This window comes from Streptomyces sp. NPDC090021, from assembly GCF_044748225.1.
Taxonomy (GTDB): Bacteria; Actinomycetota; Actinomycetes; order Streptomycetales; family Streptomycetaceae; genus Streptomyces.
Genome location: NZ_JBIVFO010000004.1, coordinates 136,493 through 163,485 on the forward strand (window position 1 = coordinate 136,493; position 26,993 = coordinate 163,485).

The 26,993-nt window shown below is 74.0% G+C and carries 23 protein-coding genes; 10 read left to right on the plus strand and 13 right to left on the minus strand.

Annotated elements, in window-relative coordinates; genetic code table 11:
- Nucleotides 1-23: 23 nt before the first annotated feature.
- Nucleotides 24-509, minus strand: a complete 486-nt coding sequence (locus ACIPXC_RS04225; protein WP_401613341.1) for an NUDIX domain-containing protein — start codon at nt 507-509, stop codon at nt 24-26.
- An 84-nt stretch (nt 510-593) separates the two neighbouring features.
- Nucleotides 594-1,607: a cation diffusion facilitator family transporter gene (locus ACIPXC_RS04230; RefSeq protein WP_401613342.1), complete on the minus strand. Its 1,014-nt coding sequence runs from the start codon at nt 1,605-1,607 to the stop codon at nt 594-596.
- Nucleotides 1,608-1,786: 179 nt separating this feature from the next.
- Between ACIPXC_RS04230 and ACIPXC_RS04235 the strand changes: the two genes are divergently transcribed.
- Nucleotides 1,787-4,177, plus strand: a complete 2,391-nt coding sequence (locus ACIPXC_RS04235) for an FHA domain-containing protein (RefSeq protein WP_401613344.1) — start codon at nt 1,787-1,789, stop codon at nt 4,175-4,177.
- Between the two features lie 5 nt (nt 4,178-4,182).
- On the plus strand, nt 4,183-4,848 hold the full coding sequence (locus ACIPXC_RS04240) for a hypothetical protein (protein WP_401613346.1): 666 nt from the start codon (nt 4,183-4,185) through the stop codon (nt 4,846-4,848).
- Between the two features lie 151 nt (nt 4,849-4,999).
- Here ACIPXC_RS04240 and ACIPXC_RS04245 read toward each other — a convergent pair whose 3' ends face one another.
- Nucleotides 5,000-6,286 (minus strand): streptophobe family protein, encoded by a 1,287-nt coding sequence (locus tag ACIPXC_RS04245; protein WP_401613347.1) that lies wholly within the window; start codon nt 6,284-6,286, stop codon nt 5,000-5,002.
- Nucleotides 6,287-6,380: 94 nt separating this feature from the next.
- Here ACIPXC_RS04245 and ACIPXC_RS04250 point away from each other — a divergent pair, with 94 nt between their 5' ends.
- Nucleotides 6,381-7,859, plus strand: a complete 1,479-nt coding sequence (locus tag ACIPXC_RS04250; protein WP_401613349.1) for a DUF6777 domain-containing protein — start codon at nt 6,381-6,383, stop codon at nt 7,857-7,859.
- Between the two features lie 55 nt (nt 7,860-7,914).
- Here ACIPXC_RS04250 and ACIPXC_RS04255 read toward each other — a convergent pair whose 3' ends face one another.
- On the minus strand, nt 7,915-8,655 hold the full coding sequence (locus ACIPXC_RS04255; RefSeq protein WP_401613351.1) for an SDR family oxidoreductase: 741 nt from the start codon (nt 8,653-8,655) through the stop codon (nt 7,915-7,917).
- Nucleotides 8,656-8,746: 91 nt separating this feature from the next.
- Between ACIPXC_RS04255 and ACIPXC_RS04260 the strand changes: the two genes are divergently transcribed.
- From ACIPXC_RS04260 to ACIPXC_RS04270, 3 genes are all read left to right on the plus strand, one after another.
- Nucleotides 8,747-9,640, plus strand: a complete 894-nt coding sequence (locus tag ACIPXC_RS04260) for a LysR family transcriptional regulator (RefSeq protein ID WP_401613353.1) — start codon at nt 8,747-8,749, stop codon at nt 9,638-9,640.
- A gap of 627 nt (nt 9,641-10,267) precedes the next feature.
- Nucleotides 10,268-10,489 (plus strand): hypothetical protein, encoded by a 222-nt coding sequence (locus ACIPXC_RS04265; protein WP_401613355.1) that lies wholly within the window; start codon nt 10,268-10,270, stop codon nt 10,487-10,489.
- Between the two features lie 124 nt (nt 10,490-10,613).
- Nucleotides 10,614-12,695, plus strand: coding sequence for a SpoIIE family protein phosphatase (locus ACIPXC_RS04270; RefSeq protein ID WP_401613357.1), 2,082 nt, complete (start codon nt 10,614-10,616; stop codon nt 12,693-12,695).
- Nucleotides 12,696-13,065: 370 nt separating this feature from the next.
- Here ACIPXC_RS04270 and ACIPXC_RS04275 read toward each other — a convergent pair whose 3' ends face one another.
- From ACIPXC_RS04275 to ACIPXC_RS04285, 3 genes are all read right to left on the minus strand, one after another.
- Nucleotides 13,066-15,027, minus strand: a complete 1,962-nt coding sequence (locus ACIPXC_RS04275) for an ABC transporter permease (RefSeq protein WP_401613359.1) — start codon at nt 15,025-15,027, stop codon at nt 13,066-13,068.
- A 221-nt stretch (nt 15,028-15,248) separates the two neighbouring features.
- Nucleotides 15,249-16,061 (minus strand): molybdate ABC transporter substrate-binding protein, encoded by an 813-nt coding sequence (modA, locus tag ACIPXC_RS04280; protein WP_401613361.1) that lies wholly within the window; start codon nt 16,059-16,061, stop codon nt 15,249-15,251.
- 215 nt (nt 16,062-16,276) lie between these two features.
- Nucleotides 16,277-16,672: a molybdopterin-binding protein gene (locus ACIPXC_RS04285; protein WP_401613363.1), complete on the minus strand. Its 396-nt coding sequence runs from the start codon at nt 16,670-16,672 to the stop codon at nt 16,277-16,279.
- Between the two features lie 145 nt (nt 16,673-16,817).
- Here ACIPXC_RS04285 and ACIPXC_RS04290 point away from each other — a divergent pair, with 145 nt between their 5' ends.
- Complete coding sequence (locus ACIPXC_RS04290; RefSeq protein ID WP_401613365.1) at nt 16,818-17,207, plus strand: RNA-binding S4 domain-containing protein; 390 nt, start codon at nt 16,818-16,820, stop codon at nt 17,205-17,207.
- Nucleotides 17,208-17,592: 385 nt separating this feature from the next.
- Here the strand turns inward: ACIPXC_RS04290 and ACIPXC_RS04295 are convergent, their stop codons facing one another.
- Complete coding sequence (locus tag ACIPXC_RS04295; RefSeq protein ID WP_401613367.1) at nt 17,593-18,000, minus strand: PTS-dependent dihydroxyacetone kinase phosphotransferase subunit DhaM; 408 nt, start codon at nt 17,998-18,000, stop codon at nt 17,593-17,595.
- The gene (dhaL, locus tag ACIPXC_RS04300) at nt 17,997-18,611 is read right to left on the minus strand and encodes a dihydroxyacetone kinase subunit DhaL (RefSeq protein ID WP_401613369.1); all 615 of its coding nucleotides are present in this window, start codon (nt 18,609-18,611) and stop codon (nt 17,997-17,999) included. The genes ACIPXC_RS04295 and dhaL overlap by 4 nt, the downstream gene beginning before the upstream one ends.
- A 230-nt stretch (nt 18,612-18,841) precedes the next feature.
- Between dhaL and ACIPXC_RS04305 the strand changes: the two genes are divergently transcribed.
- Together ACIPXC_RS04305 and ACIPXC_RS04310 are read left to right on the plus strand one after the other, a co-directional pair.
- Nucleotides 18,842-20,803, plus strand: a complete 1,962-nt coding sequence (locus ACIPXC_RS04305) for a PAS domain S-box protein (protein WP_401613371.1) — start codon at nt 18,842-18,844, stop codon at nt 20,801-20,803.
- Nucleotides 20,804-20,865: 62 nt separating this feature from the next.
- Nucleotides 20,866-22,038: a lysostaphin resistance A-like protein gene (locus ACIPXC_RS04310; RefSeq protein WP_401613372.1), complete on the plus strand. Its 1,173-nt coding sequence runs from the start codon at nt 20,866-20,868 to the stop codon at nt 22,036-22,038.
- Between the two features lie 275 nt (nt 22,039-22,313).
- On the opposite strand, the gene ACIPXC_RS04315 is transcribed toward ACIPXC_RS04310, so the two are convergent.
- From ACIPXC_RS04315 to ACIPXC_RS04330, 4 genes are all read right to left on the minus strand, one after another.
- Complete coding sequence (locus tag ACIPXC_RS04315) at nt 22,314-23,714, minus strand: MFS transporter (RefSeq protein WP_401613531.1); 1,401 nt, start codon at nt 23,712-23,714, stop codon at nt 22,314-22,316.
- Nucleotides 23,715-23,862: 148 nt separating this feature from the next.
- Complete coding sequence (locus ACIPXC_RS04320) at nt 23,863-24,213, minus strand: ArsR/SmtB family transcription factor (RefSeq protein WP_401613374.1); 351 nt, start codon at nt 24,211-24,213, stop codon at nt 23,863-23,865.
- Between the two features lie 117 nt (nt 24,214-24,330).
- A complete protein-coding gene (locus ACIPXC_RS04325; RefSeq protein WP_401613376.1) occupies nt 24,331-25,161 on the minus strand; it encodes a CbtA family protein in 831 nt (276 codons plus the stop codon).
- A 12-nt stretch (nt 25,162-25,173) separates the two neighbouring features.
- Nucleotides 25,174-25,401, minus strand: a complete 228-nt coding sequence (locus ACIPXC_RS04330; protein ID WP_386455370.1) for a CbtB-domain containing protein — start codon at nt 25,399-25,401, stop codon at nt 25,174-25,176.
- Between the two features lie 377 nt (nt 25,402-25,778).
- Between ACIPXC_RS04330 and ACIPXC_RS04335 the strand changes: the two genes are divergently transcribed.
- Entirely contained in the window at nt 25,779-26,978 is a 1,200-nt protein-coding gene (locus ACIPXC_RS04335; RefSeq protein ID WP_401613378.1) for an MFS transporter, read from the plus strand.
- Nucleotides 26,979-26,993 lie beyond the last annotated feature (15 nt).

The window sequence follows — 26,993 nt, forward strand, 5'->3', positions numbered from 1 at the left end:
ATATTGGCAAGTACGCGCTCTGGTCAAGCCTTCAGCAGGGACAACAGTCGCTCCACGAAGGGTAGTTGCCCGGGAATGAGCATGCTCCGAGCCATCTCGGGCGTGCACCAGGCCACCCGGTCCAGCTCCGGGAACTCCTGTACGTTCCCCGAGCGCGGGGGCCACTCCATGGTGAAGGTACCCGGGACCATGAGCGCCGGATCGAGGTCCGCCTCCACCGCCCAGATGGTCACGAGCTTCCCGCTGGAGAGCCGTACCTCGCCCAGCGGCAGGTACTCGCCCTCCGGCGGGGGCAGTCCGATCTCCTCGGTGAACTCCCGCCGGGCGGCGTCGCGCGGAGTCTCCTGCGGCCCGTACTCACCCTTGGGGATGGCCCAGTCCCCGGAGGTCCGCCCCGACCACAGGGGGCCGCCCATGTGCCCGAGCAGGATCTCGACCCCCGGCCCCGGCCCCGGGCCGGTGTCCGTCCGCCGGAAGAGGAGCAGTCCGGCGCTGCGCTTGTACGTCATGGGCCCATACATGCCCCGGACCGGCGTCGCTCAGTGGTCCCCGCTCAGTGGTCCCCGGCCGGTGGTCCGGTCGGGAGCCGGCGGTCAGTGCTCGTGCGGGCCCTCGCGGTGGACCGGCCCGTGCGCGTCCGCGCAGTGCGGGTCGTACGCCGCCTCGCCGCGCCGGCCGACCGAGAGGAGGGAGTCCTGGGCGTGGTCCACCTGGAGGGTGGTGTGCGTGATCCCGTACTCCTTCTCCAGCAGCCGCTCCAACTCCCGGCGTACGGCGTGGCAGTCGCCCGCCGGCTCGACCAGCACGTGCGCGGAGAGCGCGGCCTGCCCCGAGGTGATCGTCCAGATGTGCAGGTCGTGCACCTCGGTGACCGGCGGGTGTCCCGCGAGCCGGTCGCCGACCGCGTCCGGGTCCAGGTGCGCGGGGGCCGCCTCCAGGAAGATCCGTCCGGAGTCGCGGACCAGTCCGTAGCCCGCCTTGACCATCAGGACCACGACCACGAGCGTGGCGATCGCGTCGGCCTGCCGGAAACCGGTCGTCATGACGACCAGGCCGGCGACGGCCGTCCCGATGAAGGCGTACAGGTCGTTCAGCACGTGCTGGAAGGCGCCCTCGACCGCGAGCGAGGACCGGTTCGCCCGCGAGATGCACCAGGCCGCGGCCACGTTGACGACGATGCCCGCGAGCGCCGTCACCAGCACCAGCCCGCCCTCCACCGGCGGCGGGTCCATCAGCCGGCGCACCGCCTCGTACGCCAGCCACGCGCCCAGCAGCAGCAGGGTCAGGCCGTTGGCCTGGGCGGAGAGTATCTCCGCCCGCTTGAGGCCGTACGTGAAACCGCCGCGGGCGGGGCGGGCCGCCAGCCGCATCGCGATCAGCGCGAGGACGATCGAGACGGCGTCCGTCAGCATGTGGGCCGCGTCGGAGATCAGGGCCAGGGAGTGGGCCATGATGCCGATGACCACTTCGACGGCCATGAACCCGCAGATCAGGGCGAGCGCGATGGCCAGCCAGCGGCGGTCCGCGTCGGCTGCCACGCCGTGGCTGTGGCCCCCGGGACCGTGGTCGTGGCCGTGGTCGTCGTGCCCGTGGTCGTGCCCGCTCATGGCATCCCCCGTCTCGTCGCGGCAGCCGTGTGTTCGGTTCCGTCGCGTGAAGTGAAGCGCACCCCGGCGAGATCGGCAAAGGCTGCAACGGGGACCGTTGTCATTACCCATAAGAGGCCTCTGACCTGGGGTTTTATCGGATCGCTGCCAGGCTGGTGTGATCGTGGGAAAATCTCCTCATGGTCCAGCGCCCCGGTGTGCCGACCGCGCCCGAGTTCGTCCTGGAGACAGACACGGGCTCCACACCGATGAGCCCGGGCCGGACGTACCACGTCGGCCGGGACCCGCTCTGCGAGATCTGCTTCGAGGACGCCCGCGTCTCCTGGCACCACGCGCTCCTGCGCCCCGACGGCGACCACTGGACGGTCGAGGACGAGGACAGCACCAACGGCACCTGGGCCGACGGCCACCGCGTCCACGAGTGGAGCGTGGGCGCCGGCAGCGAACTGCGCTTCGGTGACGCGCAGGACGGCCCCCGGGCCGTCCTCACCGCCCCGGCCCCCTCTCCCTCACCCGGTTCCGCGGAGGCCGGGTCCGGACCGGCCCGGATCTCCAACCCGTCGATGACCACCACCTTCCGCCGCCCGAGCGCCGTCCTCCCGCTGCCCGCCCGTACCACCGTGCGCATCGGCCGCGCCACCGACAACGACCTCGTCATCGACGAACTCGACGTCTCGCGCCGGCACGCCGAACTGCGGGCCCTCCCCGACGGCGGCTACGAGATCGCGGACCTCGGCAGCCACAACGGCACCTACCTCAACGGCACCCCCGTCGCGGGCGCGGCCCCCCTCGCCGAGGGTGACCTCGTCGGCATCGGCCACCTGGTCTTCTGCCTCGTCGGCGACCGGCTCCAGGAGTACCAGGACACCGGCGAGGTCACCCTCGACGTCCAGGGCCTCACCGTCGCCGTGGACCGCGGCCGCAAGACCCTCCTCGACCAGGTGTCCTTCCCCGTGGGCGCCAAATGCCTGCTCGCCGTCATCGGCCCCAGCGGAGCCGGCAAGTCCACCCTGCTCGGTGCCCTCACCGGCCTGCGCCCCGCCGACCGGGGCACCGTCCTCTACGACGGCCGCGACCTCTACCGCGACTACGCCGAACTGCGCAGCCGCATCGGCCTCGTGCCCCAGGACGACATCCTGCACTCCCAGCTCACCGTCCGGCGCGCCCTCACCTACGCCGCCGAACTCCGCTTCCCCCAGGACACCGCGAAGCCCGAACGGCAGCGGCGGGTCGACGAGGTGATCGGCGAACTCGGTCTCGAACAGCGCGCCGCCCAGCCCATCCACAGCCTCTCCGGCGGCCAGCGCAAACGCGTCTCCGTCGCCCTGGAACTGCTCACGAAACCCTCCCTGCTCTTCCTCGACGAGCCCACGTCCGGCCTCGACCCGGGGATGGACCGTTCGGTGATGCACATGCTGCGCGGCCTCGCCGACGACGGCCGTACCGTCATCGTGGTCACCCACAGCGTCCTCAGCCTCGACGTCTGCGACCGGCTGCTGGTCCTCGCCCCGGGCGGGCGCATCGCCTACTACGGGCCCCCGGCCGAGACCCTCGGCTTCTTCGGCGCCTCCCAGTGGCCCGAGGCATTCGAGGCCTTCGAGAACGAGCGCGACCGCGACTGGGCCGGGGAGTACGCCGCCTCGGCGTCCCACCTCACGTACGTCCGGGGCGGGGCCCGCCAGCCGTGGCACGGCGGCGAGCGCAGGGCGTCCGGAGCCGCCGCCGGGGCCGACTTCGTCCCCCCGCCGCCCAAGGCGCAGAGCTGGGGCTCGCAGCTGTCCACCCTCGTCCGCCGCTACGCGGCCGCACTCGCCGCGGACCGGACCTTCCTCGCCATCATGATCGCGCTGCCCTTCGTCATGGGCGCGATGGCCCGTGCCCTGGCCGGCAGCAGCCTCACGCAGGAGACCGCGATCAACGCCCTGCTCATCCTGTCCGTCGGCGCCGTCCTCACCGGCGCCGCGAACGCCGTGCGCGAACTGGTCAAGGAACGGGTCATCTATCGTCGGGAGCGGGCGGTGGGGCTGTCGCGCTCCGCCTATCTGATGTCGAAGGTCGTGGTGCTGGGCGCCGTCACCGTCGCCCAGGCGGTCGTACTGACCCTCGTCGCCCTCTACGGCGTGGACCTGAACGCCCCGGGCGGCCAAGGCGTGATCATGAACCCCCTCCTCGAGATCACCATCGCGGTGGCGCTCCTGGCGTTCACCGCCATGATGCTCGGGCTGCTGGTCTCCGCGCTGGTCCGCAAGGAGGAGGTCACCATGCCGCTGCTGGTCCTCCTCGCCATCGTGCAGGTGGTGTTCTGCGGCGCGCTCCTGCAACTGGACGGCGTGCCGGTCATCGAACAGCTGGCCTGGCTGGTCCCCTCCCGCTGGGCCCTCGGCGCCATGGCGGGCACCATCGACCTCGGCGCGATCGTGCCGGGCACCCTCACCGACGATCCGCTGTTCGCCCACACCCCCGGCGTCTGGCTGCTGAACCTGGGCATGCTGGTGGTCCTGTCCGTTCTCTTCGGGGTGCTGGTCGCGAGGCTGCTGCGCCGCCACGAGCCCGCGATCATGCGGAAGTAGGCCCCATGAGCAGCTCGATGGATCCCGGGATCGCCGTGGCGGACTTCCGGCCCACCCATGTGGTGCCGCCGCCGGGGCTGTCCGCCTGGGAGGCCCCCGACGTCTCCCGGCCGACCGCGGCCCTGGACGCCTTCCTGCCCGTACAGCTGCTGTCCCGGCGCGGGGAGTGGGGGGAGGTCCTGTGCGCCAACGGATGGAGCGCCTGGGTCGACGGGCGGCTGCTCGTCGCGGTCCCCCAGCCGCCGCCGACCACGGGGGAGCGGCCGTCGGTGCGCGCCGAGGACCCGAGGCCGCTCCTTGAGCGCGGCGCCGAAGCCCTGGCGCGCTACCGGCACGCCGTGGACGAACTCGCCTCCGGCCGGGCCGACACCGACGCCTTCCGCCGGTCCCTGCGGGGACTGCGGGCGGGCGTGGTCGTCGACGGGGAGTCGGTCTGGCTCTACGACGAGGGTTCGGGGCGGTGGATGTACGGCGACGGGACCCGCCTGGCGACCTACGCGGTGACCGAGGGACCGGGGACGGCCCGCGGGCCCACCTCACCCCCGGCGGAGGCGGACGGCGGGGCCGACGCGGGCCCGGATGCGTCGGCCGCAGACCCGAAGGCGGCCGGGCACGACCGGGAGGCCACCGCGACCCGGATCGTGGACACGCACGACCCCGGAGCGGAATGAGGGAACGGGGGGAATGGGGGAATGGGGGTGGGTGCCGTCCGTCTCCGGCGGATGCCCGGCCGACGGGCCGGCCCCACCGGTCCCGTGGGCTGCCCCGGGCCCTGCACGGCCCTGGCGGCCCTGCCCGGCCCTGTCGGCGCGGTCGGGCCTGTCAGGCGTGTGGCGCGGCCGCAGGTGCGTCGACCCGCCCGCGGCGGTGCAGCGGGCGGGCCAGGACGCCACCGAGGAAGCCGGCCACCGCACCCCACAGCAGGCCGAGGCCGACCGTCCGCCACAGCACGGGGTCCAGCAGGACCTCCCCGCCCAGGGCGTCCACCTCGCCGATGCCCAGGAGGGACAGTCCGTACACGGCGTGGACCCGGGCCAGCAGACAGACGGTGAGGGTGGCCAGGGCGAGGGCCGCGCCCAGGTGGAGGGCGTGCTGCCAGGGCCGGACGTGCGCGGGGGACCGTACGGCCGCCAGTACGCCCGTACCGAGCAGCAGGACGACGGCCACCGCCACCAGCCACCAGGCCCGCGGGTCCCGTGCGGCGAACGACGCCACGTCGACCGGAGCCCCGTCGGCATTGCGCAGCACCCCGTCCAGCAGGGGCGGCATCGGCAGCCCGAAGGCCCCCTCCACCCGGGCCTCCCAGGCTCCGCCGAAGCCCAGGGTGAGCGCTATCCAGACGAGGTTCGGCAGCCCGAGCAGGACGACCGCGAGGGTCCGGTCGGCGTGTCCCTGGGTCGCGGCCACCACCAGGCCGACGACGACGCCGATCGCGACGTAGGCGAGGAGCAGCACGGCCGTGGCGAAGGCGGCCGGCCGCACCGCCGTGTGGAAGCGGACCAGCCCGGCCGGGAGCGGGGCGCGGCGGGAGACCAGCAGGACGATCAGCAACAGGCCCAGGATCCAGACCAGTCCGAACAGGAGCGTGGCGGGCAGGTCGGCGCGGAAGCCCACCTTCGGTGAGGAGTCGAGGAGTTCGCCGATCACCCCGAGGGGGGAGTCGCCCACCGAGAGGCCGAACTCCTGCCGGGCCAGGAGGGCGGCACCGATCAGGGCGATCAGCCACAGTACGGCCAACGGCGCCACCCGGCCCAGGAGTTCACGGGAGCCGGCCACGGCGCGGTTGCGCAGCGGGCGCAGGAAGCAGTAACCGGCCGCGAGGGCGCCCGCCAGGGTCACCGAGAGCGGGAGCACCGACAGGTTCGCGTCCGCTCCGGCCAGGAGACCGACGTCGCCGGACACCTCCACCGTGCCGCCGGCCGCCATCACGACGACCGCTGCGAGCACGTGCGGGAACGCCCCCTCCGGGAGGCCGCCCGCGCCCGCGCACGCCAGGCCGGCCGCGGCGACCGCGGTCATCGCCGCGAAGCCAGCGACGACGGTGACGAGGGCGTCGCGCCAGGCCCTCGCGGAGCCCCCGGACGATACCGGTCTCGGTGTCTGGCCCACCCTGCAACGGTGGCACTCCCGGCTTGCGGCCACCACCCGGACGGCGCACACAATGGTCCGATGGGTAACTCCCTCCTCCTGGGAAGAAGAGCCCGTGAGCACACATCCCTCCGGCGGCCAGCCGTCGTCAGAGCGACCCACCGGGCCGCCTTCCGGGCCGCTGTCGGGCGGACAGCAGGTGCCGCCGCCCCCGCCGCCGACCGGGCCCCCCTCGGGGCCGCCGGGCGGCCCCGCCGGTCCCGGCGGTCCGGGGCAGGGCAAGGATCCTTGGTGGCGGTCCGTTCCACGGCTCGCCACCGCGCTCGTCGCGGTGGTGGCGGTGGTGGCCCTGGCGGTGGTGCTCACCCGGCCCACGGGTACGCCCAGCGCCGGGGCCGAGGTGTTCCTCCAGCCGGCCGCCGCGGCGGGCCCCGACCCCTTCACCGAGTCCACCGTGGTGAAGGAGGACGTGCGGCCGCCGGATAGTCCGGCGCCGTCACCCACCGGGACCGGCGCCGCCCCCACGACCCAGGGCACCGCCACGGGCACCCGGAGCGTCAGCGGCTCCGCCCCGGGCGTGTACGGCGGCACCCAGGACGTGGCGAGCTGCGACGTGGAGAAGCAGATCAAGGTGCTGGCCGCGGAGCCGGCCAAGAACGAGGCCTTCGCCGCGACGCTCGGCATCCGGCCCGCTGCCGTCCCCGCGTACCTGCGCTCGCTCACGCCGGTGCGGCTGCGGCTGGACACCCGGGTCACCAACCACGGCTTCAAGGATGGCAAGGTCACCAGCTACCAGGCCGTGCTGCAGGCCGGAACGGCCGTGCTCGTCGACGACCGGGGCGTGCCGCGGGTGCGCTGCGCCTGCGGGAACCCGCTGGGTCCGCCGGTTCCGCTCAAGGCCACCCCGAAGCGCTTCGGACAGACGTGGCCCTCCTACCAGCCGGCGAAGGTGGTCGTCATCGCACCGGCCGCCCAGCCGGTGCAGAAGATCGTGATCTACGACCACCAGAACCGGCACTGGTTCGAGCGTGAGAAGGGGCAGCACCAGGACCGCAGGCCCGACCGCCCGATCCCGCCGCCCGTGCTGCCGACGCCGCCGGCCACGCCGACCGCCCGGCCGACGCACACCGGGCCGCAGTCGCCCACCCACACGGGCTCGACGCCGCCGACGAAGTCGCCGTCCACGTCGCCGTCGGGTTCGCCGACGCCGTCCGGTTCGCAGTCCCCTTCGACGTCTCCCTCGAAGTCGCCCTCGGGTACCCCGTCGGTGACGCCGACGCCGACGCCGACGCCCTCGCCGACGGCGTCACCGACGTCCTCACCGACCGCGTCCCCCTCCGGTTCGCCGTCCCCGGCCACGTCCCCCTCGGGGACCCCGTCGGAACCTCCCTCGCCGTCGGGCTCCCCCTCGGGGACCCCGGCGGCATCGCCCTCGCCCAAGCCGTCACCGTCACCCACTGAGCCGGGTTCGCCGTCCCCCACGGACCGCACGCCCCCGCCGTCCCCGGTCGCGTCGCAGCCGGAACCGGCCGGTACGGCGGCCGAACAGCCCCGCGAGGACGGAAGCGACAACGGCAACGGCGGGAACAGCTAGGCAGGACGTGGCCAGTCGTTTCGTCGTGGTCCTGTGTGGGTCGGCGGGTTCGTGATCACCAGGGGACGACGCCGTCGTCCTCGAAGAACGAACCGGTCGGACCGCCGTCCGGCAGGGTGGCGAGCCGGATCGCCGTGGTCGCGCCCTGCTCGGGAGTGCGGGGCCCCTGGAAGCCCGTGAAGTCCGTCGCGACCAGGCCCGGGCAGGCGGCGTTGATCAGGATGCCCGTACCGGCGAACTGCCGGGCGTACTGCACGGTGACGGCGTTGAGGAACGACTTCGACGGCGCGTAGGCCGCCATGACCGGGCCGATCTCGATGTCCGGGTCCGATTGCCGGGCCAGGGAGCCGACGCTGCTGGAGACGTTGACGATGCGCGGCGCAGCCGAGCGCCGCAGCAGGGGCAGCATCGCGTTGGTGACCCGGACGACACCCATGACGTTGGTGTCCACGACCCTGCGGAGCACCTCCAGGTCGAGGGTGGTCGGGTCCTGCACCCACCCCGGGTCCATCTCGCCCGAGATACCGGCATTGTTGACCAGGGCGTCCAGGCGCCCCCCGGCCTTCCGTTCGATCAGTTCCGCGGCATCGGTGACGCTCTGGTCGTCGGTCACGTCCAGCGGTACCCCGAACGCGTCCACGCCGGCGGCGCGCAGCTTCGCGACGGCGGTCCGGCGTCGGGCGGCGTCGCGGGCTCCCACGCCCACGCGGTACCCGAGGCTGCCCAGCCCGGCCGCGATCTCGTACCCGATGCCCTTGTTCGCGCCGGTCACCAGCGCAATCATCGTTTCGCTCATGCTGATGATGGTGCTCGCGTGCGAGTGGCGAGGCCAACACCGATACGGTGTTCTGTCATACCTGGCAGGTATCACCGCGTATGCTGCGGCCGTGGACACCCCGGACACCCTCGTGGACACCCTGGACACCCTCGAGACCCGCGAGTTGAGGTACTTCGTGGCGGTCGCCGAGGAACTGCACTTCGGGCGCGCCGCCGAGCGCCTCGGCATGGCCCAGCCGCCGTTGTCACGGGCGATCCAGCAGCTCGAACGGCGCCTCGGGGTCTGCCTGCTCGACCGCAACCGCCGTGGTGTCCGCCTGACCGGTGCCGGAGAGGTGCTGTTGCACGAGGGCCGGGCGGCCCTCGACGCGACCGCTGCCGCTGCTCGCCGCACCCGGCGCGCCGGCGGTGCCGACAGCCCTGGCGGCTCCCGCGGCCGGCTGGTTCTCGCGGTGAAGGCCGCCGCGTCGCACGAACTGCTGCGGCAGCTTCTCGACGCCTACGCGGCCGAGCCCGGCAGTGCCGAGATCGAGGTGCTGCTGTGCGGTATGTGCGAGCAGGAGGAGTTGTTGCGCGACGGACGTGCTGATGTCGCGCTCATGCACGCGCCGTGGAACTCCCTCGCGGGGTTCGACAGCGAGGAACTGACGACCGAGGGACAGGTCGCCGTCCTGCCCGCCGGGCACCCGCTCGCCGCCCGCCGGACCCTGTCCCTGGCCGATGTCATGGACGTCCCCGATCTGCCGCTCGCCCGCTGGCCCACCCACGGCACCTACGCCCCCGGCCCCGGCCCCGAGATCCACAACCAGACGCAACTGGCCCAGTTGATCGCCCTCGGACGCACCGTGGCGGTCGTCCCCGACTCCGCCCGCTCCTGGCTGTGGTCCGAGCACACGGCCGTGCCCCTGACCGACGCACCTCCCGTCGTGACCCACATCGCCTGGCCCGCGCACAGCCGTTCCCTCGCCCTGGCCGGCCTGGTCCGCACGGCCGCACGTCTATGACCCGATCCTGACCCCATCGGCCGCCACCTGGCATCAGGTCGACGCGTCGCCCCGGTCCTGCGTGAGCGGCAGCACGGCTCGCCCGGCGTGCAGCGGGCACCGGCCCGCCGTGCGGCGCCCGGCCGGGCTGTCGGACAACCGGCCGAAGTGGCGGACCTGGTCGGCGCGGTGGCCCGACGCCGCCGAGCGTCCCGGGGCGGACGTCCGGCACAACTCGCCGCGGTCCGTGCCGGGCCGCTCTGTCCTCGCGTGCGGGACCGGGCCTGGTCCGTCCGGGTAAGGGGGCGGACTCCCCGACCAGTTGGCCCATGCACCGGAACTGTGTGGAGCGTGGCGATTTCGGCAGGTCTGCCCGAGATGCCGATGGGCGGGGCGGTGATTAGTATCATCCGTAGGTGACTGTGGCCACTGCGGGACTCAAGCCCTTTGCCCGCGGTGAATACACCAGAGCGCGAGGCGTGCGACATATCGCACCGGCCCACGAGGTCCGCGGCACGATGAAGCCGCGTTGACGGGGATGTGCGCACTTACACACATCGGTACTGCCACAGGTGCGGCCTTGCGCGTCGTTCTGCTGAGGAGGAAGAACAAATTTTCGTGCAATAGCAACGAGAAGGGTTCTCAACCATGCGAGCAACGAGAGTCAAGCGTCTCTTCGCGGTGTCCGCCATCGGCGTTCTGATGGCCGGCGGCGCCCTGGGAGCGGCAGGTACCGCCTCGGCGGCCACCCCCACCCAGTCCGTCGCGTACGTGAGCGGCGGCGGCTGGGACCACGACAGGGGCGGTCACCACGGCTGGTACGACGATGACGACGACTACCGTGGCGGAGGCTACGGCCACGACTGCTGACACCGGCACCACACGCTGTGCGGCCCGCGCGACGGGCCGCACAGTGCCGTGTCCCCCTCCCGCGGCGCCCCACCGCAGGCCGCCCCGCAGGGACACCGGCCGGGGACAGTGAGACGCTGGCAGCATGGCCCGTAGGGGAGACGTTCCCGAGGTCGGCTGGCCCGCGCGGCCGGACACGAGCCTTGCGCTCAACCGCATGGGCACGTTCGACTGGGACCTCGACAGCGGGCGGATGCACCTGGATCCCACCGCCCTCGAGGTCCTCGACCTGCGCCCGGACGAGTACAGCGGCACCCCCGCCGGACTCCGCGCGCGCATCGCGCCCGTCGAGGAGGCCCGGCTCGACTCCCGGGTCGCCCAGGCCATCAAGGACGGCCGCAGCCACTACGGGGCCTACGTCCGCAGCCGCCGCCGCGACGGGTCGCCGGCCTGGACCCATATCCAGGGCCACATCCTGCGGGACCCGGGCGGCCGCCCGTACCGCGTCATCGGCATCCTCCGCGACGCCGCCCACGACCCGGGCGAGCCCGGAGCCGCCGGGGAACAGGACGAGGGGCGCCGCCGGATGACCGGCGTCGTCGAGCGGACCACCGCCATCCTCGCCCACGCCCGCACCGTCAACGACGTGACCGACGTCCTCAAGGACCCGCAGGCCCTCGGGCACCTCGGTGCCGTCAGCGTGATGCTGGGCGTCGTCGACGGGGGCCGCATCCACCTCGTCGCGGAGGGCCAGCTCGGTACGTACGTGCCCGAGATCGAATACACCCGGATCGACGCGCAGTTCCCGATGAGCGTCGCCGTACGCACCATGCAGCCGGTCTTCATCCTCTCGCGCCAGGAGTTCCAGGAGACCTACCCGGAGCTGTGGCCCTACATCGAGCCGCTGTCCGTCCACAGCGGGGTCTACCTGCCGCTGATCGCCCAGGGCCGGCCCGTCGGCGCCCTGGGGCTCCTCTACGAACGGGAGGGCGACTTCACCGCCGAGGAACGCAACCTGCTGATGGCGCTCGGCAGCGGAGTCGCCCAGAGCCTCCAGCGCGCCATCCTCTTCGAGCAGGAGCACGACCTCGCCGAGGGCCTCCAACGGGCCATGCTGCCGCGCCGGATCCCCACGGTGCCGGGCGCGCTGATCGCCGTACGCTACCGCTCCGCCCGGATGGGGAGGGACATCGGCGGCGACTGGTACGACGTGGTGCCGCTCGGAGGCGGCCGGGTCGGCGTGATGATCGGCGACGTCGAGGGCCATGACACGGACGCGGCCGCCGTCATGGGGCAGCTGCGCATCGTGATGCGCGCCTACGTCGTAGAGGGGCACACGCCCGGCGCGGCGATGGCCAGGGCTTCCGCGTTCCTGCGCGACCTGGAGACGGAACGCTTCGCCACCTGCACGTACGCCGAGGTCGACCTCACCAGCGGGATGCTTCAGGTGGTCCGCGCCGGCCATCTCGACCCGGTCGTGCGGCGCGGCGACGGCAGCTGCCACCGGATCCGGGTGGCGGGAGGCCTGCCGCTCGGACTGCCACCCCGCGAACCGGCTGCGGCGGAGGGCTCCGGCTACCCCGTCACCAGCCTGGAACTCCACCCCGGCGACACCCTGGTGCTGTGCACGGACGGCCTCGTCGAGAGGCCCGGTGAGGATCCCGACATCGGCATGCACGAGCTCATGGGGACCATCCGCAGCGGGCCCGCGGACGTCGAGGAACTCGCCGATGTCCTGTGCGACCTGGTCCCCGACTCGGGCGGCGGGGACGACATGGCCCTGCTCGTCCTGCGCCGCCGCGGTACGCCGACGGGGCGCGGCGGCGGGCCGCTGCACCAGCGCCTGGACCCGGGGGACGCCGGGGCCCCGGCCCTGGCCCGGCACCTCATCCGGGCCGCGGTGGCCGCATGGGGCGCGAGGGAGCGGGCCGACGAGATCGAGCTGGTGGCGGACGAACTGATGACGAACGCCCTGGTCCACACCGACGGCGGCGGCCACATCAGCATGCGGATCATGCCGCAGGGGCGGATCCGCGTCGAGGTCGAGGACACCAGCAGTGCCCTGCCGCGGCGGCGCGAGGCGGGGGACTGGGCGGTGTCGGGGCGCGGCCTGATGCTGGTGGATCAGCTCGCGGACGCATGGGGTGTGGAACCGCGGGGCGGCGGCAAGTGCGTATGGTGCGAATTCGAGGTGAACGCGCCGCCGGGCGCGGACGGGGCGGGCTGAGCCGGGTCGGCGCCGCGCCGACTACCCGCAGGGGGCGGGCTGCGTCGCGGCGTCCGGCGACAGCAGGACTCCCGGGCCCGCGGGGGCGGGGGCGTGCTCAGACGTCCCGACAGTGCGGTGCGGTGCCGATGTGGTGCCGGCGCGGTGCGGTGCTGTGCGGCGCGGCCCTGTGCGGCGCGGCGCGGTGCGGTGCCGGGGCGCCGTGGGGCGGCGCGGTGCGGTGCGGTGCGGTGCCGGGGCGCCGTGGGGCGGCGGGACTCCGCCAGTACGCTCTCGGGGTGCCTTGCCGGGTTCGAGCACGGTGGGCCCGGGCCGCGCGGCTCGCAGCTGCCATCGCGGATCGACAACCGACCGGGGCGGCCCTGCGGGGCTACAGGCCCACCAGTGTCACCTCGGTGGCCTTCACGCTCGTCCACACCTCGGACCCGTCGGCCAGGCCCAGTTCGGCCGCCGCGTCCGGCGTGATCTCGGCGACCAGGTCGGGCGCCTCGGCCGACCCGATCAGCACGCGCAGCCGACTGCCCACCGCCGTGATCTCCCGGACCGTGCCGGGCCACACGTTGCGGGGGCTGCCGCCTGGGCGGACCCGGTGCACCGACACCGCCTCCGGGGCGATGATCGCCAGGGCCTGGGTTCCCTCGGGCAGGGTCTCGGCGACCACCAGACGGCCACCCGCAGCGAGGGTGAGGCCGTCGGCCGAGGCGATGCCCGGCCAGGCGTTGCGCCCGAGCATACGGGCCACCCAGGGGGAGCGCGGGTGCCGTGAGACCTCGGCCGGTGGTGCGTCCTGCAGGGCCAGGCCGTCGGCCAGTACGAGGACCCGGTCGGCCAGCGACACGGCCTCGACGGGGTCGTGGGTCACGATCAGGCAGACCCCGCCGAAGCCGGCCAGGTGCGTGCGCAGGGTGTGCCGGACGTGGGCCCGCGTGGTCTGGTCGAGGGCGGCGAGCGGTTCGTCGAGCAGCAGGAGCCGCGGGCGGGCGGCCAGGGCGCGCGCGAGGGCGACGCGCTGGGCCTGGCCGCCGGAGAGCTGGGACGGCTTGCGGTGCGCGAGGTGACCGACGCCCAGCCGGTCCAGCCAGGCCTGCGCCTCGCGCCGGGCGCCGGCGCGCGGCACCCGGCGGGCGCGCAGCCCGTACGCGGTGTTCGCCAGGGCGCTCAGGTGCGGGAACAGCGCCCCGTCCTGCGGGACCCAGGCGACCTGCCGCTTGTGCGGGGGCAGCGAGGTGACGTCGGCGTCGCCCAGCCGCAGCTCGGCGTGGGCCCGCGGGGTCAGGCCGAGGAGGGCGCGCAGCAGGGTGGTCTTGCCGGCCCCGTTCTCGCCGACGACGGCGATCGTGGTGCCGGGCTCGGCCCGGAGGGTGAGGCGGGTGAAGCCGGTGACGGTGGCGTGCAGGGGCCAGTGCCCCGTCTCCGCGTCCGTTTCCTTCTGCGTCTCCGGGCCCTGCCTTGGGGCGGCGGGTGCGGGGATGCCGGCCGGTGCGGGGGCCTCCTCCGGGGTCGGTCGGGGCACCGCGACCGCGCCGCGGTCGATCGGGGTGCCCGTCCAGCGGCCGCGCAGGGCGATCAGTACGGCCATGGCGGTCGCCAGCAGCAGCAGCGAGACCGAGGTGGCCGCCTCGGGCTGGTCCTGGAGCAGCAGGTACACCTGGAGCGGCAGCGTCTGGGTGGTGCCGGGCAGGTTCCCGGCGAAGGTGATGGTCGCGCCGAACTCACCCAGCGCGCGGGCCCAGGTGAGGGCGGCGCCGGCGATCAGACCGGGCGCCACCATCGGCAGGGTGACCGTGAAGAACACGCGGACCGGCGACGCGCCGAGCGAGGCCGCGGTCTCCTCGTAGCTCTGCCGGAGACCGCCGAGGGCGCCCTCCAGGCTGATGACCAGAAACGGCATGGCGACGAAGGTCGCCGCGACGACGGCCCCCGACGTGTGGAAGGGCAGGGTGATCCCGAAGGACTCCTCCAGCCACGGCCCGAGCAGTCCGCGCCGCCCGAATCCGAGGAGCAGGGCGACGCCGCCCACGGTCGGCGGCAGCACCATGGGGAGGAGCACCAGCGAGCGCACCAGGGCCTTGCCCTTGAACTCCACGCGGGCCAGCAGCCAGGCCAGCGGCACGCCGAGGAGGAGGGAGAGGCCCAGCGCCCAGAGGGACACCAGGAGCGAGAGCCTCAGGGCCTCGACCACGCCCGGGCTGCCGAGGTGTTCCCCGAGATCGCCCCACGGCGTGCGGACGAGGATGCCGATCAGTGGCATCAGCAGGAAGGCGACGGCGAGCAGCGCGGGGAGCGCCAGGGCCACCGGGGGCCGGGTGGTGCGGGTACGGAGTCTGCTCACGGGACTTCCTGGCTGGGACGGCGTGGTGGGGCGGGGGGAAGGGGGCGGCGCAGGGGTGAAGCGTATGCCGGGCCGGGAGGCGTACGCGGGTACGTGAGCACGCGGGTACGCGGCACGCGGGCACGGGCGGACGCGGGCGGGCACGCGCGGGTACGCCGAAAGGGGCTGTTCGTCCCCCCGGACCGGACAGCCCCCGCGCCGCTTCGGGAGGGGCGACGCCGCTACGGCTGCTGGAAGCCCGCGTCCTGGAGGATCTTCTGCGCCTCGGGGGTGCTCAGCCAGGCCACGAACGCGGCAGCGGCCTCCCCGTTCTCGGACTGCTTCAGCGTGGCGGCCGGATAGGAGGCCACGGCGTTCTGGGTGTCGGGGATGTCCACGGTGACGACCTTGTCGCCCGACTTGGCGGAGTCCGTCCTGTAGACAAGGCCGGCGTCGGCCTCACCCATCTCGACCTTGCCCAGGACGGCGCGGACGTTGGGCTCCTGGGAGACCGGCTTCACCACGACCTGCTGGGCGTCGAGGATCTGCTTGCTGTAGCGGCCGACCGGCACCTCGGGCGCGGCGAGCACGACCTTGAGCTTGCTGTCGGCGAGGTCCCTGAGCTCGTCGATCTTGAACGGGTTCCCCTTGCCGGTCGCGATGACCAGGCGGTTCTTCGCGATGATCTTGGCCGCGCCGGTCTCGGCCCTCAGCCCGTCCATGGTCCTGGTGTCGGCGGTGACCAGCGCGTCGGCCGGGGCGCCCTGCTTGACCTGCGCCGCGAGCTCCTGGGAACCGGCGAAGGAGAAGGTGACCTTCGTACCGGGGTGGGACTTCTCGTACGCCTCGCCCGCGGCCCTGAAGGCGTCGGTGAGGGAGGAGGCGGCCAGGACGGTGAGGTTCGCCTGCGGCGCGGCGGAGCCGGTGTGGGAGGCGGCGTTCTCGTCCTCGCCGCTGCCGCAGGCGGTCAGCCCGGTGAGCAGGGCGGTGGACAGGACGGCGGCGGCAGCGGTGGTGGTGGTGCGGCGACGGGTCGAGGCCGGGGTCGGGGGCATGGGCGCAGGCTCCTCGGTCGGGTCGGCGGCCGGCCGGGTGCCGGGTCCGCGTGGTGGTGACCCGCGCCGGTGACGGGCGGAGCGGGTGGGGGCGATGCGGTGTGGTGCGGTGCTGAGCGGTGCGGTGCTGAGCGGTGGTGCCGGGCCGGGGGTGGGCCGGGGCCGTGGGTGGGCCGGGGGTGAGGCGTGCGGCCCGGGGCGGCGCGTCGAGGGGTTCAGGCGCGGTCGATGTGCACGCTCGTGGACTTCACACGGGCGGTGGCCTGCATCCCGGCCTCCAGCCCGAGCTTCTCGACGGCCTCGCGGGTGAGCGGGGAGACCAGGCGGTGCGGACCCGCCTGGATGTCGACCCGGGCGGACACGTCGCCGAGCCGGACGGCGGTGACGATGCCGGGGAAGGCGTTGCGCGCCGAGGTGTACGGCTCCCCGTCCTCGGCGTGGGCGTCCTGGCCCACCTCCACGGAGAGGGCGGCCGGATCACGGCCGTTGATCAGCCGCCGGCCGACCGCGTCGCGATGGGTCACGACCCGGCCGGCGTCGGCCCAGCATCGTGCGGTGTCCGGGCTGACGCCCGGCAGTCGCGCGGCCTGTCCGATGGTGTAGGACTGCATGTGCGACAAGGTAGGCGCACATGTGGCGCATCTGCAATTCTCTTTGGGGTATCACCATGGTAGGTGCCAGGTGCGTTGGTGCATCTGCCAAGAGTCGCGGAAAAGTCGTTCCGTCCCGGTGGGCCGGGATCGCTAGAGTCGGGGCATGGCTGATGAGGTTTCGGGAACGGAAACGGGCACGGTACGGGTCGACGCGTGGATCTGGTCCGTGCGGCTGACCAAGACGCGCTCGATCGCGGCGACGGCGTGCCGGGCGGGCCATGTGAAGGTCAACGGGGAGCGTGCCAAGCCGGCGCAGCCGATCCGCGCGGGCGACGAGGTACGACTCTTCCACGCGGGGCGCGAGCGGATCGTCGTCGTCAGGCGACCGGTGTCCAAGCGGGTCGGCGCGCCCGTCGCCGCCGAGTGCCTGATCGACAAGAGCCCGCCGCCGCCGACCCCGGTCGAGGCCGCGGTCGTCGGCATCCGCGACCGCGGCACGGGCCGCCCCACGAAGCGCGAGCGCCGCGAGATCCAAACCCTGCGCGGCCGCTGACACCGCCCACGACGACGCTCCTCGGTCCTTGTGTGCGAGCGGGGCACCCCCGCCGCCCGGCCGCGGGTGCGGTACGCCCGACCTGCTCGTCGGCGGGATGCGGGTGTGCGCCCGCTGTGCGCCCGCTGTGCGTCCGCGCTGCCGCGCCTCCGGCGAACGGCCGGTGCGCGCGGCACGGCCGATGGCGGCGCGCGCCGAGCGGCGGGCCGCCGGGTGCGCTGCATGGCCCCTGCGGGTGTCGCCGGCCTGGACATGAGCTGCCCCGGGACCGGGCGTTCGCACCGTGCCTCCGCGAACGGGGCACCCGCGGAGGCCGCGGACACTGCCGGGCGGGAGCGGCGCGGCCCGCCGACCCGGCCCGGCCCCGCCCGGCGGACAGCGCCGCTCAGACCTTCCGGTAGGCGTAGGCCTCGGTGGCGGCCTCGGCCACCCCGGTGAGCGGGGCGCCGGCTGACGCGGCGACCAGGGCCGCCACCGCACCCTCGACGAAGGGCGCGTCCACCAGCACTGAGTCCGGCGGCAGTTCGTCCTCCAGCAGCAGGGTCTTCACCGTCAGGACCGAGCTGCCGAGGTCCACCAGCAGGGCCACCCCGGCGCCCCGGTCCACCTCCCGCGCGGCCGCCACGATCAGCTCCGCGCTCGTGCCGAGCCCGCCGGCGGACGTGCCGCCCGCCGAGGCCACCGGAGCCACCGCCCCGCCCGCCGCCAGCCCCCGCGCCAGCTCCGCCACCGACTCGGCGACCGCCGCGCTGTGCGAGACCAGCACCACCCCCACCAGGGCCCCGTCCGTCATCGCCCGTCCTCCGCCCGCTCGGCCACGTCCGCGAGCGCGTCCAGCAGCAACGCCGACGAAGTCGCCCCCGGGTCCTGGTGGCCGATGCTCCGCTCGCCCAGGTAACTGGCCCGCCCCTTGCGCGCCTGCATCGGTACGGTGGCGAGCGCCCCGTTCTCCGCCGCGTCCGCCGCCGCCCGGTACGACGTGCCCAGGGCGGCCACGCCCGGCAGCAGCGCGTCCAGCATGGTGGCGTCGCCCGCTGCCGCGCCGCCCAGCTGCGCGACCGCGTCGACCCCCTTGTCCAGGGCCTCGCGCAGCTCCGCGTCGGACACCCCGGGTGCCTCCCCGAGCTCCTTGCCGGTCCGCCGCAGCAGCATCCCGTACAGCGGTCCCGACGCGCCGCCGACCGTCGAGATCAGTGTCCGCCCGGCGAGCTGGAGCACCGCGCCCGGGGACACCGGGGGCTCCGCCTCCAGGGCCGTGCGCACCGCCGTGAAACCGCGCAGCAGATTGCTCCCGTGATCGGCGTCCCCGATGGGGGAGTCGAGTTCGGTGAGCCGGTCCGCCTCACGCTCCACGGCGGCCGCCGCGGCCGTCATCCAGCTCAGGAAGAACTCTGCGTCACGCACCGGATCTCCTCGCCTCGCATCCGCCCGGCCAGTCCTTCCGCCACCATAGATCAGCGAGCCCGCGCCGGCGCCGCCGTCCGGACGGACGCGTCAACCTGAGCTGACCCCGATCCTGCCGCCGGCGCGCAGAATCGGTCAATTGGCGCCGCATGCGGTCAACCGGAAGCGCGAGATTCGGCCACGTGGTCGTATGTCGGCTTGTGCGGGATTCGACGAGTGCGAGGCGCAGCGTGGCAGCGACGACTGAAGAGCCGTTCAGGGCCCTGTTGGAAGCGGCACCGGACGCGATGGTGATCGTGGACGACGCCGGTGTGATCCGGCTGGTGAACGCACAGACCGAGGCCCTTTTCGGCCACCCCCGCCGGGAACTCCTGGGCCGTCACATCGAGGTCCTGGTGCCCGAGCGGTTCCGCGGCCAGCACCCGGGCCACCGGCTCGGCTACGCGGCCAGCCGCCAGGTCCGCCCGATGGGCGCGGGCCTGGAGCTCTACGGGCTGCGCCGCGACGGCGGCGAGTTCCCGGTGGAGATCAGCCTGAGCCCGCTGGAGACCCCGGAGGGCCTGCTGATCTCGGCGGCCGTCCGCGACGTGAGCGAGCGCAGGGCCGCCGAGGAGCGCTTCCGGGCCCTGCTGGAGGCGGCACCGGACGCGATGGTGATCGTCGACGAGCGGGGCGCGATCCAGCTCGTCAACGCGCAGACCGAGGCCCTCTTCGGATATGCCCGGGAGGACCTGCTGGGAAGACCGGTCGAGGTGCTCGTCCCGGAACGATTCCGCGGGCACCATTCCGGCTTCCGGCACGGCTACTTCGTCAACCGCAAGACCCGCCCGATGGGCGCGGGCCTGGAGCTCTACGGACTGCGCCGCGACGGCGGCGAGTTCCCGGTGGAGATCAGCCTGAGCCCGCTGGAGACCCCCGACGGCACCCTCGTCTCCGCCGCCATCCGCGACGTCACCGAACGCAAGTCGGCCGAGGAGATGCTCGCGAAGCTCTACGAGCAGCAGCGCCACGTCGCGCTCACCCTCCAGCGCAGCCTCATGGGATCCCCGCCGGACGTTCCGGGTATGCCCACGGCGAGCCGCTACTTCCCGGCCCGGCAGGGGGCGGGGGTGGGCGGCGACTGGTTCGACCTCATCCCGCTGGGCGGCGGCCGGGTCGGCGTGATGGTCGGCGACGTGATGGGGCGCGGCCTGGACGCCGCCGCCGTCATGGGCCAGCTCAGATCCGCCTCCCACGCCCTCGCCAAGACCGGCATGCCGCCCTGGCAGCTCATGCGCGCCCTGGACGCGGTCGTCAGCGAACTGCCGGACCAGTTCGTCACCTGCTGCTACCTGGTCGTCGACGCCGATTCCGCCGAGATCACCATGTGTTCGGCCGGACACCTCCCGGTCCTCCTCGTCGCCCCGGGCGGCGAGGTCACCCGGCTGCCCGTGGAGGTGAGCGTGCCGCTGGGCGTGGGGGAGGTGCCCCACCACGAGACCCGGCACACCGTCGAGCCCGGTTCGGTGCTCGCGCTGTACACGGACGGCCTGGTCGAGACGCCGGACAGTGACATCGAGGGCCAGGTCGACGGTCTCGCGGCCGCGTTGGAGAAGGCCGTCGCGACGACGGACAGCCTGGAGGCGGCCGCCGACCGGCTGCTGAGCGAACTGCTGCCGGGGGCCGACGACAACCCCGACGACGTGACCCTCCTGCTCGTCCGCATTCCCGACACACCGGTGACCTCCCAGAGCATGCTCCTGGCCGCGGACCCGAGCAGCGTCGGCGCCGGGCGCCGCTTCCTGCGCTCCACCCTCGCCCTGTGGGGCAAGGACGACGAACACCTCCGCGACACCGCCTGCCTGCTCACCTCCGAGCTGCTCTCCAACGCCGTGAACCACAGCCGCGGCCCGGTCCGGCTCCGTCTGCGCCAGGCCGGCCGGGAACTCAGCGTCGAGGTCTGCGACGGCAGCCCCGTGCTGCCACAGGCCCGGTTCGCCGCCCCCGACGCGGAATCCGGCCGGGGCCTGCTCCTCGTCGACTCCCTCGCCTCCTCCTGGGGCACCCTCCCGACGGCCGAGGGCAAGGCCGTCTGGTTCTCGCTGCCCCTGCCGGCCCCGCGCGCCGCTCCGCGCTCCGCGCCGCCGTTCGATCCACCCGCCGTATGCGTGCCCGGCGGGGCTCCGGCGGACCCCCGTACGAGGACGGACTGAGCCCCGGCGCGGCGGCGTGATCGAATGGGTGTGTCAACGGCCGTGACGGAAAGGGTCCCGCTGTGTCAGATACGCCCCCGCCGAACGTCTGGGCCCCGCCGCCCGCAGGCGCTCCGTCATGGCCGGCCCCGGCACAGGGCTGGCCGCCACCCGGTCACGGCGGCCCGCCCTTCGGCGCCGCACCCCTCCCGCAGCCGCCGACCGACACCGCACCGGCCGGCAGCGCCTACCACGAACAGGCCCGCAACGGCCGCCAGCACGTCCCGCAGCGCATCGGGGAGTTCCTCCTGGTCGCCGTCGGGAACCTGGCCGCACCCCTGGTGCTGATCGCGTTCGGCGCCCTCGCCTGGTACGCGCTGGGGCTGGACTTCGCGCCCGAGGACGGCGAGCGGATCCTGGGGGATCCCCTCGCCGACGAGGCACTCTCCCTGCTCTCCATAGCCACCGGCATACCCGTGGTGCTGCTCGCCGTGCGCTGGTGCGGCAGCCGCCCCGCGGGCACCGTCGTCTCCGTCACCGGCCGGCTGCGCTGGGGCTGGCTGGCCCGGTGCGCGGCGGTGGCCTTCCCCCTGATCGTGCTCCAGATGGGCGGATTGGCGCTGTGGGGCTACATCAGCGACGGCGAGGAAGCCGTCGCGGGCGACTTCCCCGGCTGGTCCGGGTTCGTGCTCGGGCTGGTCGTGCTGTGGGCGCTGATCCCCTGTCAGGCCGCGGCCGAGGAACTCGTGTTCCGGGGCTGGCTCGCCCAGTTCTTCGGCGGGTTCCTCACGTCCCCGTGGCCCGGCATCGTCGTCGCGTCCGCCCTCTTCGCCCTCGCCCACGGCATCGGCGAGTGGTCGGGGTTCGCCCTGCTGTTCTACTCCGCCATGTGGTGGGGGTGGCTGACCGTCCGCACCGGCGGCCTCGAAGCCGTCATCGCGGTGCACGTGGCGAACAACATGACCGCCTACGCCATCACCGTCGCCCTGGGGCAGCTGGCCGAATCGGGGAACGCGGCGGACGCCCCGTGGCAGGCGCTCGTCCTCGAACTCGTCGCCGCCCCGGCGTACTGCCTGCTGATCGCGCGGCTCGCGGGCACCCATGGCGTACGGCGCCTCAGCGGGGCGGACCCCGCCGACCCGGCCCACCCCGCGCACCCGGCGAGCCCCACGGCCCCCGCAGGCCCCGAGGCCGCGGCCGACCCTGCGCACCCGGCCGACCCAGTGGGCCCCGCGGACCGGTCGGCGCCGGCCTGACCCGCCGCCGCATCCCCACCGGGGTGCGGCTCACCGCGGGGCGGCGGCCGGTCCGATACAGGTTGAAGTCGACGTCGATGCCTGCGGCGGCGCACGCCCCGGCCCAGTCGCCGGTGTGGCGGCGGGCGGTCGCAGTCTCGATCATGGAAGCCGGCACGGCGTACTCGCGTACGCGGAGCCAGAGGGCGAGGCGGGAGTCCCCGTTCGCGGTCTCAGTGAGCATCAGCGCTCACCTTGCGCGGTGGGGACCTCCGATCCGTGAGTGGAATATGTGGTCATCGCGGTGATCGTATCGCCCCCCGTCGCGACCGGCCAGGGGTTTTCCGGCGGGTGCCGTCCCGACTCGGCCAGTGCCGGTGGTGCCGGTCGATGACGTAGTGGTGGCCGTGCAGCCAACCGCGCCCGCAGGGACGGGCGTCGGCGAGGTGCGGGTGCCCGGGCGGCAGGTCCGGGTGCAGGTGCTCCAGCCGGTACGGGTCGTGGACCGGCCAGCTCACGGCCGCGGCGGCGGTGGCAGCCACGGCGACCGCTCCCAGGGCCGCGACCGTCGGCGGCAGTCCCGCCCATGGGGCGAGCCATCCGGCCAGCGGGTAGGTGATCAGCCAGCAGCCGTGGGAGAGGGAGAACCGGGCGGCGAAGGCGGCGGGCAGGTCCGCGTCCGCGGTGGAGCGGCGGACCACGCGGCCCCCGGGGGTCAGAACGGCGGAGCAGGCGGCCCCGATCGCCGCCCACGCCACCAGCAGGACGGGCCAGGACCAGGTGGCGGGGGCGGCCGCGGTGAGCACGGCCACGGCGGCGAGGACCACCGGGAGCGCGGAGGCGGCGGAGAGCATCACGGTGCGGTCGGTGGCGTGGCGCAGGAGCCGCGGCAGGGCGAGCGCGGCGAGTACGGATCCGGCGCCGTACGCGCCGAGGGCGACCGGGACGGCCCCGGCCGGGCGGCCCAGGCCGCGGACGACGGCGACGGTGTCCACGAGTACGACGGCGCCTGCGGCGGCGACCGCGAGGTCGAGGGCGAGCAGCGCCCGCAGCCGCGGAGTGGCGCGGAACAGGCGGGCGCCGAGTGCCGCCTTGGTGCGGATCCCGTCGGTCCGCTCGACCGGAGCGGGCGCGGGCAGCGTCGTCGCGGTCACGAGCGCGGCGGAGGCGAGGAAGCCGACGACGGTGCCGGCGAACAGCCGGTCGTAGGAGACGACGGTGAGCAGCGCCGCGGCCAGGAGCGGGCTGAGCAGGCTTTCCAGGTCGTGGGCGAGCCGGCTCATCGACAGGGCCCGCGTGTAGTCCTGTTCGTCGGGCAGGACCTGGGGGATCGTCGCCTGGAAGGCCGGGGTGAAGGCCGCCGAGGCCGCCTGGAGCAGGAAGATCAGGACGTGGATCTGCCACACCTCGGTGACGAGGGGGAGGGCCAGCGCCGCGCCGGCCCGGGTGAGGTCCGCCGCCGCCATGAGGGTCCGCCGGGGGACCCGGTCGGCGACGGCCGTGATCAGCGGCGCGACCGTCACGAAGGCGATCATCTTGATCGCGAGGGCGGTGCCGAGGACCGCCGGGGCGTCGTCGCCGGCGAGGTCGTACGCGAGCAGGCTCAGCGCGACGGTGGCGAGCCCGGTGCCGGTCAGGGCCACGACCTGGGCGGTGAACAGGCGGCGGTAGGTGCCGTTGCGCAGCACGGACGGCAGGGACGGTACGGACGCAGGGGACGCAGAGGAGGGCAAGGTCGGCCCCGTTCCGGTCGGCGGATCGACGGCACCTCCAGCGTAGCCAACATGTGCGCACCTGTGCACGTATTGATGAGTGGTGCGGACCCGGTGCGGCACGGACGGCGGCTCAGTCGTGCGGCGGGAGGGACCCGATCTGGTGGTCGGCGACGTTCATGGCCTCGTCCACCAGCCTGCGCAGGTGTCCGTGGCGCAGGGCGTAGACGACGCGGCGCCCGTCCCTGCGGGTGGTGACCAGTCCGGCGAGCCGGAGCTTGGCCAGGTGCTGGCTGACGGAGGGGCGGGCCGCCCCGCACGCCTCGGTGAGGGTGGTGACATCGGCCTCGCCCCGGCCGAGCCGCTCCATCAGCGCCAGACGCGTGCGGTCCGCGAGCAGGGCCAGTACGGACGCGGCGACCTCCAGCCGGTCGCTCCGCTCCTGCGCATCCTGCGCACGTGCCGTTCGTGTGCCTGTGCTCATACGGACATCGTAGGGCGGCCGGGCGCGAAGTGTGCGCCGCTGCGCACACATACCCACGCGCACGGGCCCCGCGCCCCAGGGGGGTGCGTGGCCCGTGCGCGGGCGTGGCGGGTCGGATCAGCCCAGGGCGGGTGCCTGCTGCCCGGCCGTCGCTTCCGCGCCGTCGGTGCGCGTGTCCAGGAGCCGCTGGGCGAGGACGCCGAAGACGACGGCGAACACCGCCCAGAGCACGAGCTGGACGGACAGCGAAGCCATCCGGAACTCCCACAGCAGGGCGGCGGGGAAACCGGGCTGGACGGCGTCGCTGTTGTCCGGCAGGAACACGAAGGCCAGGGCGGTGACGGCGATGAAACCGCCGGCCGCGGCCAGCGTCGCGTTCCAGTTGCCCAGGCGCGGTGCCAGCCGTCGCCCGAGGATGATGGCGCCGACCCCGAGCAGCACGCTCAGCAGGATCATCAGGAAGAACAGCGTGGTGCGCTGCCCGATGGTGTCCGGGTTGCCGACCGCCGGAGGGGTGGCCGGGTACTTGAGGAACGGCACCAGGTAGACCAGGGCGAACGCGCCCGCCCCGGTGAGCGCGGCCGTGGCCCGGGGGCTGAACCCGCCGACGCGGCCGAGCGCGAACGAGAACGCGAGGGAGGCTATGCCGCCGAGCGCGACCCCGTAGACCAGGACGCCGGTGGCCAGGCCGACGGTCGACTGGACCGGGCGGCTGACGAGCTCTTCCTCCTCCTCGGCGGCTCCGCCCGACGCGGCGTCACCACCGTGTCCCGCGTGGCCGGAAGCCGCGCCGGCCGTGTCCTGGGCGGCGGCGGCCTCCTCGACGGCGATGGAACCGCGTACCGAGGGCTCACCGACCACGTAGGCGACGGCGAAGGCGAAGAGTCCGGCGACCAGGCCCGCGATCATGCCGCGGACCAGCAGACCTCTGACAGTGGAGGCGTACATGTGCGCGGCCTCTCAGTGGCAGGGGAAGCCGAGCAGGTGGCGGCCGTCGTGCACCCACTCGTGCACGCCCTCGCCGGCGAACACGGCGGTGGCGCCCTGCTCGGCACCGACGAAGTACAGCGCGACGAGCATCAGGAGGCCGACGAAGACGGCCCAGGGCAGGACCGCCTTCACGGGCAGCGGAGCCGACGGCGAGACGGCGGGGGCGGATACGGCAGCGGAAGCGACGGCCTCGGCCATGATGGAACCTCCTTGGGGAACAACGCGTCCCATACGGTGGTGCAGGACGACGGTCCTCGGGTCTGACTCGCCGCGAGGCCTCTGGGGGAGGTCACCGCAGCACACAGTGGCGCGACCATGCCGGATTCTCACCGGACTTCCGTCTCGCCGTCGTCGCTATGTCTTTATGTCGCGTTGACGCTACCGCGTGGCGGGCCCGCGGCCAAGACCGTGAGTTCCTGATCACACGCCTACCCTGCGGTAATGCCGTTCCGGGAGGTGCGCCGGAGCGGTGCGGGACCCGTGGTGTCCGGCGGGCCGGCCCCCGAGTGCTGCTAGAATCCCCGGTGTTGGCCTTCGGCGTGCGTGCCCCGTGCATGCGTCCGGAGGCTTTTTTCATGCCTTCACACCCGACCGTCGGCCGAGCCGACGCCCCCGTCACCGGCTACCGGGACCTGCTCCGCACCAGGGAGTTCAGCGGTCTCTACGTCGGTCTCACCCTCACCGTGGCCGCCGGTGCGCTGTCCGGTATCGCACTCGGCACCCTCGTCGACCAGCAGACCGGTTCGCCGTTCCTGACCGCCGTCAGCATGTACGGCGCCACCTTCGCCACCGTCCTCGGCGCACTGACGCTCATGTCGGTCGCGGACGGGAAGCGGCCCCGCCGCACCCTGCTCGTGCTGCAACTCGCCTCGCTGGCGGGAGTCTGCGCGCAGGCGGTCCCCGGACTTCCGCTCGCGGCCCGGTTCGTCCTCCTGCTGTTCCTCGGCCTCTTCCAGTCCCTCGGGACCGGCGCACGGCTCGGTCTGCTCGCCGAGGTCGTGCCGGTCTCCGCCTATGCTCCGGCCCGCTCCCTGATGAACATCACCTCGGGCGGCACGGCGATCCTCGGCTACGCCGTCGGCGCCGTACTGCTGCGCCATGCGGGCCCCCAGGCAGTCTTCGTCGTCGCCGCCTCCCTCACCGCCCTCGGGGCCGCCGTGGTGGCGGCCACCGTCCGGGAGCACTCCGTCCGGCCCACCCGCCGTCCGGGCCTGCGCCAGACCTGGCGGACGAACGCCGAACTGTTCTCCCACCCGGGCCGGCGGGCCCTGCTGCTCGCCCTGTGGGTCCCGAACGGTCTGGTCGTCGGCTGCGAGGCGCTCTTCGTCTCCTACGACCCCGGTCACGCCGGGATCTACCTGGCCGCCGGATCCGCGGGCATGCTCCTCGGCGACCTGGTCGTCGGCAGGCTGCTCACCGCCGGACAGCGCCGTCGCCACGCCTTCGCCCTGCGGCTGCTGCTGGCCGCTCCCTTCCTGCTCTTCGCGGTCCACCCGCCCGCTCCCGTCCTGGCGGTCGCGGTGTTCCTCGCCGGTGCCGGGTTCGCGGCCACCCTGCCCCTCCAGGAACAGCTGCTGGAACTGACCCCCGAGGCGATCCGCGGTCAGGTGCAGGGGGTGGAGTCGGCGGGCCGGATGACCTGTCAGGGCCTGGGCGCCGCGATCGCCGGCGGCCTGGCGCAGGGAATCGGCCCCGGTGCGGCGATCGCCCTCACCGCGACGGCCTCGCTCGCCGTCACCCTCCTCATCCGGTCGTCCCGCCGGGTGCGGGGGTGACCCGGGCCGACGCAC